We start from the raw sequence: 16808 nt of genomic DNA, 5'->3' as shown, positions 1-16808 counted from the left end.
TGGAGACGAGGGTAATGTTATATAATCAAAATCAATAGATCTTCACAAGTTGTCTAGATCTATTAGATGACCTTTATAATTTGAAATTTTCAACAATTCCCATCAGATGTTCAGCTTGTTTAGATAGGTTTGATGTTGAATCAGTTATCTCCTGCATCGCTGCAGATCCTTGCTCTGAAGCAGCTGCAGTTGTTTCCGTATATGAAGCTGTTTCTGCTGTAATATCGATGACTTCAGCAAATGCGTCCGCAACTTCTTTACTCAGAATCAATGTTTGTTGAATATGATCAACCATTTCCGTGACGACTATAGTTGTTCTTTGTGTTTGGTTGATAATATCGTCAAAAGAAGTATTTGTCTCATTGGCCAAACTTACTCCTGATATAACTTCTTTCACTCCGTCTTGATTCTGATTGATTATAACCTGTACCTCTTGTTGAATGGACGAGATGATATCTTTCACTCCACGAGCGGCTTGTTGAGATTGTTCGGCTAATCTACGGACCTCGACAGCTACTACAGCAAACCCTTTACCGTGTGCACCAGCGCGTGCAGCTTCAATAGCAGCATTAAGTGCTAACAGGTTTGTTTGCTCTGCTATTTCGGTAATTGTTGCAATGATTGATGTAATTTCATTGGATTTCTTTCCTAGAACTTCGACGGTTTGACTCGTATTTGACATGGTTTCTTCAATTGACATCATTTTTTCCGAAGATGCCCTTACAGATTTACCACCACTTTGTGCTACCTTTTGCATTTCTACAGCATTCGTTTTAACCATTTCAGCTTGCTCGTTTAAAAATTTAGCTGCTTCCTCAAGGCTATGCATCTTTTCAAAGGATACTTTCATTTTTGATTTGGTATTTTCGCTACCAGATGCAATTTCACTTGAAGTCTCAGCAATTGAGTGGATAGTTGTCGCTGTTTCTTCAGCAGAAGCTAATAATTCTTGACTAGTCGCAGTTACATTTTGTGCCATCTGCGATACCTGTCTTACGATAACAGCAATTCCTTCAATTAACTTATTTGTATCATTTGCTAGATCAGCAAGTTCATCCTGTGAGTTAACGTGGATCCTTTTTGTTAAGTCTCCACCAGCAGTTGCAATTTCTAGAATTGATTGACTGATTTTATTGACATTTAACCTAATTCCTCTAGATAACCTGATGGCAAAGAGGACAGCTAGGATAATTGCAAAAAGGGTTAAACTAATTGTGATGATTTTAGAAAGTGAGACTTGTTGATTCAAATTATCAATTCTATTTTCCTGTAATTCTTTTTGTTTACTGATGATCATCTCTACTTCAGTTTGAATTGAACCCATATACTCGGTTCCTTCTCCTGCTTCGACTATGGTTGCTCCAGCTTCAAGACCTTCTGTTTTCCTCGTGTTTACAAGAGCATCAGAATAAGTAAGCCATAATTCATAGTTTTCTTTGATGATATCAAGTTTTTTTAGTTGTGCAGGATTATCATCAAACAATATCTGTAATCCTTCGAACTCATCAGTAAATTCATATTTTCCATTTTCAAAAGGATAGATAAAATCCGTTAAACCTGTGATGATAAAACCTCTTTGACTTGTTTCCATTTTCAACAAAATTTCTGATAAATCCTGTGTTCGCTGATTTATTTCTAAATCATTTTCAATCAAAAAATGAATCTCATTCTCGAGCTTACTCATGTTTGTGTAGGACGTTGCAGCAGAGATAAGTAGCACGACTGTTAATAGTCCAAATGACATGATTATTTTTCCGCGAATGGTTTTGAAGTAGTTAAAAAAACCTACTTTTTCTTTTGAGTTAATCTTTGTATTCTGTACATCTTTCCTCTTTTTACGTTTTAACACATAAATCCCCCCCAAGATTATGCTAAAAGCACTATGTAAATATTAGTAATTAATATTTACATTAATATTAAACTTAATCACAAACTTTATCTAGTACGTTTTAAAAACAATTTAGTTTATTTTAGAGCTTTTATAAGATAACCATTGAAAAATCAATTCACAATTCTTTTCATTTAAATAGTAAATAAGTATGGGATGATTATCTCGGCATTGGCTATTTGCAGTTGATATGGGATTTTAAGGTTTCTTTCTGTGAAACCTTTTTGTAAAACTATGTTAATATTTATCCAGAAAAGTATTAGAATGAGAGTGGGATTAAATAAAACGGTGCATAACATCTAAATATTGTAGGGGGAAAATAATTGAAAGAATTCGTTGGGAATTGTATAAAGTGTAAAAAAGCAATTTATTGTTCAGATGGTTTTTTAGAAGGAATCTTAAACGACGAGAGAAACCTTTATTGCTTTCCATGTTACACAATCAATCATATTGCTAGTGATATATCCTCATCCTAGTATAATAGACTAGGAGGATTACTAAAAAATATAGTGTAAATCAATTAATCTAACTTTAACTGGAGGCTTTATCATGGATTTTAACGATGTTGTCCATAATCGACGTGAAATTACTAGTTTTTTAGATCAATGTATTTCTAATAATGAGTTAGAAAATATATTAGATGCTGCATGGCTAGCGCCGACGGGTAATAATTTGCCTTCAAGAGAGTTTATTGTTGTAAAAGATAAAGAGGTACTTATCAACCTCTCTAGGACCACTCCTTATGTTCCTTGGTTAAAAGATGCTAATTGCGCCATAGTAATAACAGGTAGACCAGAAATAAGTAAGTATTGGATTCAAGATGGGTCAATAGCAGCGGGTTATATTTGGTTAGCGGCTGTAAAAGAAGGGATAGGCTGTGCATTTGGCGCTGTTTTTAATGCTATGGATGAAAAGGAATCTGTAGAAAGAGAAGATTTTGTTAAAGAAGAACTACATATTCCAAAAAACAGAAGAGTACTAGCAATATTAGGAATAGGCTATGCTAAAGAAAAGCCAAATAAAAAGAAATTGTCAAAGAAAACTGAGATTATCCATTATGGATCATTCAGTTAATAGTAGTTTAGAATAAAGGAAAGGGTATGTAACTTGGTAATCAAATATTTAATGAGAAAAGATGTTGTTTAGATTAACTAAACAACATTTTTTTTAGGAGTTCTATCATTGTAATAGAGGATTCAGTGACTAGAAGTAATAGGTTGGATCAGTTTACAAAAAAATCTTAGTATGCAAAATAGTGCAATATTTATATGACCACGGATAAACAAAAAAGTCTGGTTGTGGGTAAAAAAAATTTCCGGTAGTTTGGAGATGGGATAACTATAAAAGTTTAGAAGTAAGTGAAGGGAGGGACTTGACTTTAATTGGAGTTGGGTATTATTTCCTGTATGTATTATAGCAAAAAGAACTATTTTTCGCAACATTAAGATAAATACATAGGAAGATTTTATCTGATATCACTTTAATAGGATAGATATCACCTTGAAAAGAGATGAGTAATCCATTTCAAGGTGATTAAAATGGAAGCGCTTTATACACGTTCGTAATATGAAATTTTTAGTAGTTGTCCCTTTTCTATAAGTTTGTTGCTCTCAGACCTAATTGAAGATTATTGGCAAAGTAATATAGCGGAAAATGTAACTTTTATCGAAAACAACCTATGAGTGAGTGTAAAAAATTGGAGGTATATTATGTTATCAAACAACAAAAGTAGATATAAAAAGGCATCTAGGTTCTTATTAAGTACTATATTAGTAGCGTCTTGTCTAGTCCCCCAGGTTTCCCTGGCAATAGCCAAACCTGGAAAGGCTAGCTCAACAAATTCTCATCAAATGGAGTATTTAGATCGTGGTTTAGTAGCGGTAAAGGTTGATAATGGAGTTTTTATTAGCTGGCGTTTACTAGGTAATGAATCAGAAGATATGTCATTTAACGTGTATCGAGATGGAAAGAAAGTTAATTCATCACCTATTAAATCAAGCACAAATTTTCTTGATGAGAAAGGTACAGCTGAATCTTCTTATTCGATACAAGGTGTGAAAAGCGGCAAAGTACAAACAAAATCTGAAGAGGTCGATTCGTGGGGAGAGAATTACCTTTCAATGCCACTTAAAAAACCGAATGATGGAGTAAATCCAGATGGATCATCTTACACATATCATGCAAATGATGCTAGTGTTGGAGATCTTGATGGAGACGGACAATATGAAATCATCTTGAAATGGGATCCTTCCAACTCACAAGATAACTCTAAAAATGGGATTACAGGTGAGGTATTTATAGATGCGTATAAATTAGATGGGAGTCATTTATGGCGAATAGGACTAGGGAAAAATATTAGAGCTGGTGCACATTATACACAATTTATGGTTTATGACCTTGATGGAGATGGAAAGTCTGAGGTTGCGATGAAAACAGCAGATGGATCAGTGGACTCAACTGGCAAAGTCATTGGTGATGCGAATGCAGATTATCGAAATGTGGAAGGTAGAGTTTTAGAAGGACCTGAATATTTAACAATCTTTAATGGAGAAACAGGTCAAGAACTCGTGACAACTGATTTTGAACCAGCAAGAGGCGCAGTGACAGATTGGGGAGATGGATATGGCAACCGAGTAGACCGTTTTTTGGCAGGTATAGCTTATCTTGATGGTGAAAGACCAAGTTTAATTATGACAAGGGGTTATTATGAAAAAACGATGCTAGTAGCCTATAATTTCCGAGATGGAAAATTAACAAAAGAATGGACGTTTGATAGTGACACACCAGGTAATGAAGCATATTCAAGTCAAGGAAATCATAATTTAAGCGTTGCTGATGTAGATGATGATGGAAAAGATGAGATTATATACGGTGCAATGGCTATTGATGATGATGGAACTGGATTATACACAACAGGTTTAGGACATGGTGATGCCATGCATTTAGGTGACTTAGACCCGACACGTCAAGGTTTAGAAGTTTTCCAAGTACATGAAGATAAAAGTGCAGAATATGGCATGGAGTATCGTGATGCTAAAACAGGTGAGACGCTTTGGGGTATTTTCACAGGAAGAGATACAGGGAGAGGAATGTCTGCAGATATTGACCCACGCTATGAAGGTGAAGAGGTATGGGCAAGAGGTGGCGTCTATTCTAGTAAAGGTGAATTAATTACAGAAGCTATGCCGTCATCAACGAATTTTGGAATATGGTGGGATGGAGACCTTTCTAGAGAGCTTCTAGACCATAAATGGGATGAATCTTTAGGTTATGGAACAGGTACTATTGATAAGTGGAATTACGAAAGTGAAAAAACCGAAAATCTATTAATTGCAGAAGGATCTGCTTCATCGAATTGGACAAAAGGAAATCCAAGCCTGCAAGCAGATATTCTTGGGGATTGGCGTGAAGAAGCAATTTGGAGGTCTGTAGATAGTAATGAGCTTCGTATTTATACAACAACAGACTTAACAGATCAGCGAATCTATACGCTAATGCATGATCGCGTATATCGTTTAGGTGTTGCATGGCAAAATGTAGCCTATAATCAACCACCTCATACAAGTTTTTATTTAGGTCATGGGATGGAAGCTCCAGCTTTTCCAAATATGTATGTTGTTACACCTGCAAATGTTATATTTACACCTAAAACACTTCAAACAAAAGGAAAAAGTGTCGAAAATTCTGTCACTAGCAAAGTGTCAACACCTAGTAGTTCTCCTGTGTCATCGATAGAAATGTTCGTAAATGGAGAGTCGTTGATAGGAAATGTTAAAGGACATACTGTTAAATGGAATAAGGAAAAACTAATTAGTGCGCTTAACGGTAAAACTGGGTTTATTACCTTAAAGGTTTCAGGGATGTTAGAAAACGGAGATAGATTCACAGGTGAAAATACAATGACAGTTAAAAACTAAACATGATCTAGGGGGGATTTTAATGGGAAGTAGTTTACTTTGGAAATTGTTAAGCATAATCATGATCCTTTCTGCTGTTCTGCTTGCGGGACCAATAAGTTCTCAAGTGGAGGCATCACCCAAAAAGTATAATTTTGATTTTGGAGAAGGAATAGTAGAGAAAGGGTATACTGGAGTTAATGCATTGGATCAATATAATGAGGAAAAGGGGTTTGGTTTTTCCACCCCTAAAGAGATGAAAAATGTTGCTGCATCTGGAACAGGTATTGCTAGCGATGCTGTTCAATTTATGAGCTTCGGCACGAAAACTCCAAACACATTTAATGTTGATCTTCCTAATGGACTATATGAAATTAAGGTAACACTTGGGGATACTTCAAGGGCAAGTGTCGCAGCAGAAGGTGTTTTTCAAGTCATTAACATGACAGGAAACGCTGCAACAGCTTCATTTCAAATTCCTATTACAGATAATCAATTAAACCTTAATATAACAGAAGGAAAAGTAGGAACGGCGTTTACACTTAGTGCCTTAGAAATAAAGAAGCTTTCCAAACATCCAGTGACAAAGCGGACAATCTATATTGGCGGAGATTCAACGGTTTGTAATTACTATCCACTAACAAATAGTATTCAAGCTGGCTGGGGACAAATGCTACCAGAATTTGTTGATCAAAATACCTTCCAAGTTCGAAATATGGCTTCAGGGGGTCAGATTGCTAGAGGATTTCGGGATGATGGTCAGCTGGAAGCCATCATCAAATATATTAAACCAGGAGATTATTTCATTTTACAACTAGGGATAAATGATACCAATCCAAAAAACAATACAACTGAAGAAGAATTTAAAGAAATTATGCGTGATATGGTTACCCAAGTTAAGGAAACTGGGGCAACCATTGTCCTGTCAACACCACAAGGCAGAGCAACAGACTTCAATATAGACAATGAGCATCACTCTGAGAATAGATGGTATAGACATTCAATTCTTGCTTTAGCAAAGGAAGAAAATGTTCCATTAGTGGACCTTAATATTTTAAGTTCAGCATATTTTACATCAATTGGTGCTGAGGCTACAAGTGCACTCTACATGAATGGAGATAGTCTCCATCCTAATCGTGATGGTGCAAGACAACTTGCCCGAATCGTGGCAGAAGATTTGAACAAACAGGGACTAGATGGTTTTACTGAAGAAGAGTAATTGCTTGTTAAAGACTGTTTAAAGCTACGAGCTTTACAGTCTTTTTTGTCTATAAGCAAAATAAAAACTAAAAAACACAGTGCAATGGTACGACTTTGCTTAAAGAGTTAGGTATTTTAACAGAAACTATATTATAATAAAGAATAACAAAACTTTTCAAAAAGGAGATACACTATGTCAAATCAAGAAAACAACAATGAACAACCAACTCAATCGACTGAAAAAAAGAAAGTAAGCTTACAGGAACTAATGAAACAACAGCTTGCTAATAAAAAGCAAGCACAAGCCAATGAAAAACAAACAAATAAAGGTCTATCACAAAATCATAAGATGAAAAGCCAGCAGTCAAAAAAGACTAGTACTACTCGAAGAAAAATGGGTAGTTAAGTCAAATTGATCCTTTTTTTACACCATGTTGAAATTTTAGCATGGTGTTTCTTTGTGTGGATTAATTTTCGTAATTATATATAGATAAACCTATTTTTGTGGTTCTAAACATATAGAAACCTAGAATCTATCTATAGTTGAACAAAAAGATACAGGAAATAATTTGTTAAATTATGAAACTTTCTCCATTTTAAAACGTAAAAAAGGGAGAGGGAAAAATTTGAATCGAAGGGGTTGGAACAATGAAGAACGGTAGTATTTAAAAAGATACATATAGAGGACCTAATTAACAATGAAAAAGATAGGTGGTGACATATGGAATTTTTCGGAGTGTCCCTTGAAACAATCTATTTAGTTACACTAATAATTGCAGGAACCATTACATTTTTATACGTGATGTTTGGGGATGTAGTAGAGGGATTGACAGAAGCTTCTGGCTTCCTTAGTCCTACGCTTATCTTATCGTTTTTAACAATTTTTTCAGCTTCAGGATATTTATTTGAGGTGTTTTCACTTCTCACAAGCATGTTGATTATTTTGTTTTCAATTATTATTGCTCTTATTCTTGTCACTCTATTAAATGTTTTTATTTTAATACCGCTCTCAAAAGCGGAAGAATCTCTTGTCTATACAACAGATTCGTTAAAAGGAAGAGTAGGAAAGGTCATTATTCCAATTCCTGTTGATGGTTTTGGAGAAGTTGTACTACCGAGTAAAAGTGGTACGATCGCAAAGTCAGCTGTAAGCTTTGATGAAATTGCAATTAATGAAGGAGAGCAAGTACTCGTCATTGATGTTTTGAATGGTGTATTACATGTTTCTCCACATGAGAGAACTGAAGACTTTAATTTATAGGGGGTTTTACGAATGACATTAATTTTAACAGTTGTAGGTGTCGTTGTTTTTCTATTAATTGTACTAATTGCAGTATTTGTTGCGAAATATAAAACGGCTGGTCCTGACGAAGCACTAATCGTTACCGGCAGTTATTTAGGTAAAAGAAATGTTCATGTAGATGAGTCTGGCAATAAAATTAAAATTATCCGTGGTGGGGGCGCATTTATTCTACCAGTTTTCCAGCAAGCGGAGCCTATAAGTTTATTATCTAGTAAACTAGATGTTACTACACCAGAGGTTTACACAGAACAAGGAGTTCCTGTCATGGCTGATGGGACTGCAATCATTAAGATTGGTGGTTCGATTGAAGAAATTGCAACAGCTGCTGAGCAATTTTTAGGGAAAAAGAAAGAAGATCGTGAAAATGAGGCTCGAGAGGTTTTAGAAGGTCACTTACGATCAATTTTAGGATCAATGACCGTTGAAGAAATTTATAAAAATCGCGATAAATTTTCACAAGAAGTTCAACGTGTTGCTACTCAAGACTTAGCAAAAATGGGACTTATGATCGTTTCATTTACGATTAAAGATGTACGAGATAAAAATGGTTATTTAGATTCGTTAGGTAAGCCGAGGATTGCACAAGTAAAACGTGATGCTGATATTGCAACAGCAGAGGCTGAAAAGGAAACGAGAATTAAGAGGGCTCAAGCAAGTAAAGAAGCTAAGAAGTCTGAGCTTGAACGTGCAACTGAAGTGGCAGAAGCTGAAAAAGAAAATCAAATGAAAATGGCTGATTATCGACGAGACCAGGATATTGCCAAAGCCCGTGCTGACCAAGCCTATGATTTGGAAACGGCCAAAGCTAAGCAGGAAGTAACAGAGCAAGAAATGCAAATAAAAATTATTGAACGTCAAAAACAAATTGAACTAGAAGAAAAAGAGATTCAACGTCGTGAACGACAATATGATTCAGAAGTTAAGAAAAAGGCTGATGCAGATCGATATTCTGTTGAACAAGCAGCATCGGCTAATAAAGCGAAGGAAATTGCAGAAGCGGATGCAAACAAATATCGTATTGAGGCAATGGCAAAAGCAGAAGCCGAAAAAGTTCGGATGGACGGTTTAGCCAAGGCTGAAGCCGAGAGAGCACAAGGGGAATCTGAAGCAGATGTTATTCGCCTAAAAGGTCTTGCAGATGCCGAAGCTAAACGTAAAATAGCTGAAGCGTTTGAGCAATATGGTCAAGCAGCTATCCTAGATATGGTCGTTAACATGTTACCTGAATATGCAAAACAAGTGGCAAGTCCATTATCAAATATAGATAAAATTACTGTCGTTGATACAGGAAGCAATGGAGAAAACGGAGGGGCAAATAAAGTAACAGGGTATGCAACTAACTTAATGTCAACCTTACAGGAATCATTAAAAGCATCATCGGGAATTGATGTGAAAAACCTTTTAGAGAACTTTTCAGGAAAAGGAAACATAAGAGAAAGTATTGATCAACTATCAAAGATACCAGTAAAAGAAGAAGTTGAAGAAGAAGAAAAGTACGAAGGATGATCCTATTAGAGTCCTAAACTAGTAATGTTCAATAATATAAAAAAGGTCGTCTACATGTTTGGTTATGAAGTGTAGACGGCCTTTTTAAATTATTTATATTCTAATGCGACTCTAGTTCCGTTTTGGCAATTAATTTGTCTGAACTACTTTAAGATCGATACTTGCTAAAGCAGTAGGTAAATCGGCAAACGTTGTCACACCTTTAAAGTTAACACCGATGGATACAATCGTTTGAGCAATTTCAGGACGGATTCCTGTAATAATTGTTTCAACACCCAATAACTTCAAGGCATAAATAACTTTGAATAAATTATCAGCTACCATAGTGTCAATAACTGGAACTCCTGTTACATCTAAGATTAAATATTCTAGCTTTAATCGTGAACACTCTTCCATAGTTACTTCAAGGATAAGTTGAGAACGATGGGTATCAATTTCTCCAATGATTGGAACAACAGCAACAGTCTTATTAATAGGAACGACTGGAACAGAAAGTTCTTCTAGTGCGGTATAAGCGATTTTCATTAATTTATTACTATGTTCTTGAAAAACCTTTCCATACTCCGCACTAATTTCATCAAGTAAAGGATCAATGACCTTACTGACATCTAGCATTGTTATTGGAGCGAATTGCCTTTGCTCTAACTCTACAGTAAAAACATCCCATATAACAGAACGATAGAAAGCCAACGATCGTAAAGACTTTGTTAGTGACGTATTATTCACTAAAAAACTAGCCTCTGAATTTGCCCAGTTTTTGATATCATTTGAAACTTCATGTTGATCTATTAACGACTTACCTAATAGTTCGATTAATATAGATGAACTATCATTATCATTTATCTCTCTGTTTATAATATTTTTTTCACTTAATGTTTTAGAAAATAAGTTTTTTTGTAGTTTTAAGACGTTATTGGCCAATACTCGCTTATTATCAATGATTTTATTCCCAATGTAATTTAATTCATCTTTCAAATGTATTCACTCCTATATTTTACTCAGCGATTTAATAATAACATATTTTTCTATTAAATTGTGGTACCACAATTAAGTGAGAAGGAATATGTTGAAATTGTAATAACCATCTAATTAGGAAGTTATCATATCATTCTTCTAAATTCGGATGGCGTGCATTTCTTTTGACGTTTAAATGTCTTTATAAAATAACTTGTATTATCAAACCCAACTTCAAATGAGATATCAATAATTTTCTGGTTTGTTTCTTTTAGTAGTTTTGCAGCTTTATTTATCCGCAGAGTGTTAATGTATTCAATTGGTGACATTTGTACAACAGATTTGAAAAAGCGGTAAAAATGACCTTCACTCATTTGGATCTGTTCGTATAACACACTTATTTGTATTTTTGTTTGATAATGTTCTTCAATATATGTCAGTACTTGCTTTAATCGATTTAATTTTTCTGTATCCGATGTATGAAAGGTCTGTTGTTTCGAGGTCTGTGGTAAATGATTATAAACTTCATAAAGAATAGTATAAAGCTGGGCTTTAATGGCTAATTCATATGCTTTTTCTTGTGTTTCAGCTTTTTGAACAATCATTCTGAGGGAACTAACGATATTTTTTTGCCAAGAATGACTAGAACGGAATACAGCTTGTTGATCATTAATATATGTGCTTAGTGTGTCTATATAGTTACTTTGAATACTATCATAAGAAAAACTACTTACTAATTTATGGTCAAAGACAATTGCGTAAAAGCGAAAAAACTCTTGACCAATTGGAAATGCTGCATGTAGTTGCCCACTAGGGATAAAGAGTGCTTCACCATTAGTTATTGTATAATTTGATGTGCCGATTTGAAAGTTAGCAGTCCCTTCTTCCATTAAAATAAACTCGATTTCCGGATGCCAATGCCAATTGAATATGACGTCCCCATCTAAATGATCAACTTTATAAATAGTTAGTGGAAACATTGGATCACCATGATTCCTTGCTTCTAAAAGAGTTTTCTTATCCATTTTCTCACTCCATGAAGATATCAGTATTGTGTTATGAAAATGCGAATATTATGGGAGAATTCATTTTTAATAATCAGTATTATTATAATATAGATTCAAATACAAAGCGATGAAGGGAAGAATATATTATGAAATTTAGCAATGGACAGTGGTTGACGAAAGAGGGCTATCAAATTATAAGTCCTGTTGAAGTATTCGAGATAATCAAGAAAAAGAAATCGCTTTCAATAATTGGTCCACCTAAACCAATTACAGATCGTTCTGGTCAGCTTGATACAGCACTGATTGAGGTTAATTTTTCATCACCAATTCCAGATGTTATACGTGTTGAAATTTATCATCATAAAGGTGTTAGAAATCTTGGACCACATTTTGAAATATACGAGGATCCTAATAATCCAATAGTGATTAGAGATGAAAAGTCATATGCAAGCTTCCAGGCTGGAGATATGACTGTAAAAGTACAAAAGGAAGGCAATTGGCAACTTGATTTTGAATATAAAGGGGAAAAGGTTACCTCGAGTGGTTTCAAGAGCATTGGCCACATTATCGCGGATGATCAACAAGTATATATGCGTGAACAGCTAGAATTGGCTCCAGGTGAATATGTATATGGACTTGGTGAACGATTTACACCATTCATTAAAAACGGCCAAGTTGTTGATATTTGGAATAAAGACGGCGGGACTAGTTCAGAACAATCCTATAAAAATATCCCATTTTACTTAACAAATAAAAACTACGGTGTGTTTGTTAACCATCCAGAGCTTGTCTCTTTTGAAGTTGGCTCTGAGCACGTATCTAAAGTGCAATTTAGCGTACCTGGCCAGAAGTTAGATTATTATATTATTGGTGGAGCTTCTATGAAAGGAGTACTAGAAAACTATACAACTTTAACAGGAAAACCGGCATTGCCTCCATCTTGGACATTTGGATTGTGGCTTTCAACTTCGTTTACAACGAACTATGATGAAGCAACTGTCAACCAGTTTGTTGATGGAATGGCAGAACGTGATCTACCATTACGTGTTTTCCATTTTGATTGTTTCTGGATGAAAGAATTCCATTGGAGTAATTTTGAGTGGGACGACAGCATTTTCCCAGAACCAGAGGAAATGTTACAGCGTTTGAAATCAAAAGGATTAAACATTTGTGTATGGATTAATCCCTATATTGCTCAAAGATCACATTTATTTGATGAAGGTGTCGAAAATGGTTACTTCCTTAAAAGGGAAAACGGAGATGTGTGGCAATGGGACCTATGGCAACCAGGCATGGCCATTGTCGATTTTACAAATCCAGAAGCATGTGAATGGTATGCTAGTAAACTTCGTCGCTTAGTGGATATGGGTGTCGACTCATTTAAAACAGACTTTGGTGAAAGAATTCCGACAGATGTGGTCTACCATGATGGTTCAGATCCGATGAAAATGCATAACTACTACACCTTCCTATACAACAAGATTGTCTTTGAAGTGCTGGAAGAAAAGCGTGGAAAAGGAGAAGCAGTCCTTTTTGCTCGTTCAGCAACGGCTGGAGGACAACAATTTCCAGTTCACTGGGGTGGTGATTGCACTGCTACTTTTGCTTCAATGGCTGAAAGTTTGCGTGGTGGTCTTTCATTAGGTATGTCTGGTTTTGGCTATTGGAGTCATGACATCGGTGGGTTTGAAAGCAATGGGACAGCAGATGTTTATAAACGTTGGATTGCTTTTGGCCTATTATCGAGTCATAGCCGATTACATGGAAGTCGTTCATATCGTGTGCCGTGGCTTTATGATGAAGAAGCAGTAGATGTTTTAAGATCCTTCACTAAATTAAAATCTCGCTTAATGCCTTACTTATTCAATATGGCAAAGGAATCGTCAAGTAAAGGGATTCCGATGATGAGACCGATGATTTTAGAATTTACGGAGGATCCAACATGTGATCAATTGGATCGTCAATATATGTTGGGAGATTCATTATTAGTTTCTCCAATATTTAATGAACAAGGAAAAGCAAATTACTACTTACCTAAAGGTAATTGGACAAACTTTATCAGCGGTGAAAAGGTCGAAGGTGGTACTTGGCATAACGAATATCATGGTTATGAAAGTGTGCCGTTATTTGCTCGAGAAAACTCCGTCATAGCTGTCGGTAATGTTGATGATAAACCAGATTACGACTATGCAGATCAGATCCAATATCAATTATTTGAACTAGAAGAAGGTGGGGTTGCTAGTACGACTATTTCTTCTGATCAAGGTGATTATAATATCGATTTCAAAGCTACTCGTCAATCGAATATTATTACGATCAATGTAGAAGGTGCAACAAAACCTTGGACTGTGCAATTACGAGGGATTGAAACGATTGTATCCGTACAAGGTGGAAAAGTAACATCACATGCATTAGGAATAATTGTAAGTCCAGAAAGTTCAAAAGGTGCAATACAAATCCGTTTATAAACCTGGTAAACCAGTCTTAGTAATCTGAGACTGGTTTTTTCATGTCCATTTATCACGAAAACCAAACATTTTATGAAAAATATCATCTTTATCATTATCCTATGAGATTTAAAGGTTATAATTAAATTCCCACTGTTAAATACTAATCAATATGCTATAGTTAATAGGCATTTATGTCTAAACTAAAAATTACCTCTACTGACATTGAATAGTTACTACATCCATTTTAATTAGACTAAGATACAATAATAGAAAAGAGAAGTGATCATTTTGCCCGATTTTTTACAACTTGGCATACGAAAAGAAATATACCATACATTAAAATCATTAGGACTTACGACTCCAACACCTATCCAAGAAAAAACAATCCCATCCGTGTTGGAAGGAAAGGATATCATTGCCCAGGCTCAAACAGGAACTGGGAAGACACTAGCTTTTGTGCTACCGATTCTAGAAAAGCTTGATGTGAATAATCCTGAAATCCAAGCTCTTATTTTAACGCCTACCCGTGAATTAGCCCAACAAATTACGAAAGAAATCAAAAAAATGATTGAGAATATAGAGGGAGCTCAAGTATTAGCTGTTTATGGGGGTCAAGACGTTAATCATCAATTAAAAAAATTAAAAGGTGCACAGCATATTGTCGTGGCAACTCCTGGACGGTTGCTAGACCATATACGCCGTAATACAGTTGACCTTTCTACTGTTCAAAAGCTTGTTTTAGATGAAGCAGATCAAATGCTTCATATGGGTTTTCTTCCGGAAGTAGATGATATCATTTTTGAAACATTATCTACACGGCAAACAATGCTTTTTTCTGCGACAATGCCTAATGAAATTCGTTCACTCGCTAAAAAGTACATGATAGACCCAGAGAATATTCAAGTAAAGGCAAAACAAATTACAGTTGACGAAATTAAACAAATTGTAGTTGAAACAACTGACCGAAGAAAGCAGGCGACACTTCTGCATTTATTGGAAGAACAGCGTCCATTTCTTGGAATCATTTTTTGTCGGACGAAAATCCGTGCTAAAAAGCTTCAAGAAGCACTTATTACTAGTGGATACGAATCGGATGAGCTTCATGGTGATTTAACACAATCAAAACGTGAAAAGGCAATGAAACGATTTCGTGAAGCGAAAACACAGTTTTTAGTTGCTACAGATGTTGCAGCAAGGGGTCTTGATGTAGAAGGTGTTACCCATGTATTTAACTATGATATTCCACATGATGTAGAAAGTTACGTCCATCGGATTGGTCGAACAGGTCGTGCTGGTGGTGACGGTGTTGCATATACTTTAGTTGCTCCAAAAGATTTAGATTTCTTACGAATGATTGAAAAGGGAATAAATCAAACATTAGAAAAACAAGTCATTAAAGGAATAAGTGTTCCAGATAAAGAAGATTATCAAGAAGAGAGAGCCGAGGAAATTAAAAAGTCTAGACGTCCTGCAACCAGAGACAATCTCAGAAGAAATCATTCAAATTCTTCATCAAGACCCAAAAGGGATGATAATAGATCTAAAAATCAATCAGGTCCTCAAGGTAGACGAAGAACTCGATAGAACAAAGAGATGTATCTGTTCAGCACGAACATGGTAGCTAACTTTTTCTAGGTAGACCCACTGGAGATGGATGTTTACCGTTTTCTATACTTCAAAAATCAAAACTATGAAAAAGGTGAGAGGATGATATCCTCTCACCTTTTGTAATGGGAGTGTATAATGTTAGCCTTTTTCGATATAAAACAACCCTTGCAAAAACAATCTTTATTTTTGTAGATCTTTCTTAGTCAGTTCACTTCGAATGTTAATTTCCTTTGAAAATTCAGTATCTTGCTTATTCTTCGGGTATTTATTTTTACGTTCACGATTATCGTTTTTATTTGTCATTTTGCAGGCCCCCTCTCTTTTTCAATACGTTTATTTTTCTCAAATAAGAGGGGATTATTAGTCATTTCTAGAAATTTTTGCGGACATATAGTCTGTGAATGTAAATAGCCTAACCTAACTAATTATCATGTCAACTCAGCTAGAATCTTAAGAGAGAGCCTAAAATCCACTTTCGCCAGGCGTAAATGGTAAATCTAATTTTTTCTCTACATCTCGTAAACGTTGATTTAAGCGATTTAGTCTACGTGTATGCTGCTGATTTGTGCGGATAAATTCACTGTTTAGTCTGGTGACTTCTTTATTTAAGCGGTTATGTTCTCGATTTTGCCTTTTTAATTCTTCATTTAGACGTGTAAGTTCCCGAGTTTGTCGCTCATTTTGATTCTCAACGGCAGTAACCCTTCGCTCAAGCCCAGTGGGTTGTCTATTTGTTTCAAAAGGCATTTGTTGATGAAAGGAAGAATATTGTGGATAATGTATTTGATCTTGTTGTGATACATCATAATAATAATGATGATGATATGGATTCATAAAGGAACACTCCTTAGTTTGAAAAGTGATGAGACCATATAAGTTTATGTAGGTTTTAGTGGAGTGTAACGGCATATGTCTAGTTATTTAAAAGTAGTTAATTATTTTTGAAGTGGAGATCGTAGTATAAACAATAACAGATGAGCCCGTCGCCCCCGTTGT

12 protein-coding genes and 1 pseudogene are annotated in these 16808 nt (G+C 35.3%); 8 read left to right on the top strand and 5 right to left on the bottom strand.

All coding sequences use genetic code 11. From position 1 onward, the window contains the following. Positions 1-73 precede the first annotated feature (73 nt). Positions 74-1849, bottom strand: coding sequence for a methyl-accepting chemotaxis protein (locus AC6CHR_RS01195; RefSeq protein WP_498246615.1), 1776 nt, complete (start codon positions 1847-1849; stop codon positions 74-76). 588 nt (positions 1850-2437) lie between these two features. Between AC6CHR_RS01195 and AC6CHR_RS01190 the strand changes: the two genes are divergently transcribed. From AC6CHR_RS01190 to floT, 6 genes and pseudogenes are all read left to right on the top strand, one after another. Then, a complete protein-coding gene (locus tag AC6CHR_RS01190; protein ID WP_498246614.1) occupies positions 2438-2962 on the top strand; it encodes a nitroreductase family protein in 525 nt (174 codons plus the stop codon). A 635-nt stretch (positions 2963-3597) separates the two neighbouring features. Further along, positions 3598-5502, top strand: a pseudogene (locus AC6CHR_RS01185) (rhamnogalacturonan lyase); the annotation flags it as partial. A gap of 364 nt (positions 5503-5866) precedes the next feature. After that, entirely contained in the window at positions 5867-7003 is a 1137-nt protein-coding gene (locus tag AC6CHR_RS01180) for a rhamnogalacturonan acetylesterase (RefSeq protein WP_498246847.1), read from the top strand. 174 nt (positions 7004-7177) lie between these two features. Next, complete coding sequence (locus AC6CHR_RS01175; protein WP_498246613.1) at positions 7178-7390, top strand: hypothetical protein; 213 nt, start codon at positions 7178-7180, stop codon at positions 7388-7390. Between the two features lie 315 nt (positions 7391-7705). Beyond that, on the top strand, positions 7706-8245 hold the full coding sequence (locus AC6CHR_RS01170; protein ID WP_498246612.1) for an NfeD family membrane protein: 540 nt from the start codon (positions 7706-7708) through the stop codon (positions 8243-8245). Positions 8246-8257: 12 nt separating this feature from the next. Then, a complete protein-coding gene (gene floT, locus AC6CHR_RS01165; RefSeq protein WP_498246611.1) occupies positions 8258-9793 on the top strand; it encodes a flotillin lipid rafts scaffold protein FloT in 1536 nt (511 codons plus the stop codon). A 129-nt stretch (positions 9794-9922) separates the two neighbouring features. Here floT and AC6CHR_RS01160 read toward each other — a convergent pair whose 3' ends face one another. After that, positions 9923-10768, bottom strand: a complete 846-nt coding sequence (locus AC6CHR_RS01160; protein ID WP_498246610.1) for an STAS domain-containing protein — start codon at positions 10766-10768, stop codon at positions 9923-9925. A 125-nt stretch (positions 10769-10893) separates the two neighbouring features. After that, positions 10894-11772, bottom strand: coding sequence for an AraC family transcriptional regulator (locus AC6CHR_RS01155; RefSeq protein ID WP_498246609.1), 879 nt, complete (start codon positions 11770-11772; stop codon positions 10894-10896). Between the two features lie 128 nt (positions 11773-11900). Between AC6CHR_RS01155 and yicI the strand changes: the two genes are divergently transcribed. Further along, positions 11901-14222: an alpha-xylosidase gene (yicI, locus tag AC6CHR_RS01150; RefSeq protein WP_498246608.1), complete on the top strand. Its 2322-nt coding sequence runs from the start codon at positions 11901-11903 to the stop codon at positions 14220-14222. A gap of 270 nt (positions 14223-14492) precedes the next feature. Further along, entirely contained in the window at positions 14493-15788 is a 1296-nt protein-coding gene (locus tag AC6CHR_RS01145) for a DEAD/DEAH box helicase (protein ID WP_498246607.1), read from the top strand. A gap of 204 nt (positions 15789-15992) precedes the next feature. On the opposite strand, the gene AC6CHR_RS01140 is transcribed toward AC6CHR_RS01145, so the two are convergent. Both AC6CHR_RS01140 and AC6CHR_RS01135 read right to left on the bottom strand, forming a co-directional pair. After that, positions 15993-16115 carry a hypothetical protein gene (locus AC6CHR_RS01140; RefSeq protein ID WP_498246606.1) on the bottom strand — a complete coding sequence of 41 codons (123 nt, stop codon included), beginning with the start codon at positions 16113-16115 and terminating at the stop codon, positions 15993-15995. 159 nt (positions 16116-16274) lie between these two features. Next, on the bottom strand, positions 16275-16646 hold the full coding sequence (locus AC6CHR_RS01135; RefSeq protein WP_498246605.1) for a hypothetical protein: 372 nt from the start codon (positions 16644-16646) through the stop codon (positions 16275-16277). Positions 16647-16808 lie beyond the last annotated feature (162 nt).

Source organism: Metabacillus sp. GQ13, from assembly GCF_059758525.1.
The sequence above is the reverse complement of the archived record's forward strand: the minus strand, read 5'-3'. Positions and strand labels throughout refer to the sequence as shown.

Coding starts and splice junctions, on each gene's coding strand:
- AC6CHR_RS01190 (WP_498246614.1), top strand. CDS start 2,438: ATGGATTTTAACGATGTTGTCCATAATCGACGTGAAATTACTAGTTTT.
- AC6CHR_RS01180 (WP_498246847.1), top strand. CDS start 5,867: ATGATCCTTTCTGCTGTTCTGCTTGCGGGACCAATAAGTTCTCAAGTG.
- AC6CHR_RS01175 (WP_498246613.1), top strand. CDS start 7,178: ATGTCAAATCAAGAAAACAACAATGAACAACCAACTCAATCGACTGAA.
- AC6CHR_RS01170 (WP_498246612.1), top strand. CDS start 7,706: ATGGAATTTTTCGGAGTGTCCCTTGAAACAATCTATTTAGTTACACTA.
- floT (WP_498246611.1), top strand. CDS start 8,258: ATGACATTAATTTTAACAGTTGTAGGTGTCGTTGTTTTTCTATTAATT.
- AC6CHR_RS01155 (WP_498246609.1), bottom strand. CDS start 11,772: ATGGATAAGAAAACTCTTTTAGAAGCAAGGAATCATGGTGATCCAATG.
- yicI (WP_498246608.1), top strand. CDS start 11,901: ATGAAATTTAGCAATGGACAGTGGTTGACGAAAGAGGGCTATCAAATT.
- AC6CHR_RS01140 (WP_498246606.1), bottom strand. CDS start 16,115: ATGACAAATAAAAACGATAATCGTGAACGTAAAAATAAATACCCGAAG.
- AC6CHR_RS01135 (WP_498246605.1), bottom strand. CDS start 16,646: ATGAATCCATATCATCATCATTATTATTATGATGTATCACAACAAGAT.